The organism is Citrobacter sp. wls826 (assembly GCF_005281245.1).
GTDB lineage: Bacteria > Pseudomonadota > Gammaproteobacteria > Enterobacterales > Enterobacteriaceae > Citrobacter > Citrobacter braakii.
The window spans coordinates 40,888-41,497 of record NZ_SZWS01000054.1; the positions used below are offsets into that span (position 1 = coordinate 40,888).

Genomic DNA, 610 nt, shown 5'->3' on the forward strand with positions numbered 1-610 from the left:
TGCCGCTTTAATGATATCGAGCGCTTTGGCGAACTGATCCTGCGGGATCGTCAGTGGATAAAGGAAGCGAATAACGTTGCCATACTGACCGCAGGTCAGCAGCAGTAATCCTTGCTCAAGGGCTTTCTTCTGCACGCGTTGTGCGGCGGCTGCGTTGGGTTCTCCCGTCGCTGCGTCACAGAATTCAGCGGCGATCATAGAGCCTAAGCCGCGCACTTCGGCCAGTTCAGGACACCCGGCTTGCGCGTCAGTCAGAGTGGCGCGCAGTTGTTCGCCAAGAGCTGCCGCACGCTGGCACAGCTGTTCATCACGAATGATATCCAGCACCGCATGAGCTGCCGCAATTGACAGCGGGTTTCCGGCGTAGGTTCCGCCCAGACCACCCGGCGCAGGCGCATCCATAATTTCAGCTTTGCCCACAACGCCAGACAGCGGCATGCCGCCTGCAAGGCTTTTTGCCATAGTCATCAGGTCAGCTTTGTCAGCGTAGTGGTCCATCGCAAACAACTGACCCGTACGGGCAAACCCGCTTTGCACCTCATCGGCGATCATCACGATGCCATGCTCGTCGCAAATACGGCGGATGGCAGCCACAAACTCCGGCGGCGCC

Annotated in this window: 1 protein-coding gene; it reads right to left on the reverse strand. The window is 58.7% G+C overall.

Features of this window, described 5'->3' with window-relative positions; all coding sequences use genetic code 11:
- Window positions 1-610: aminotransferase class III-fold pyridoxal phosphate-dependent enzyme (locus FDW87_RS22660; protein WP_252363186.1), on the reverse strand; the 610-nt coding region annotated here is incomplete at both ends.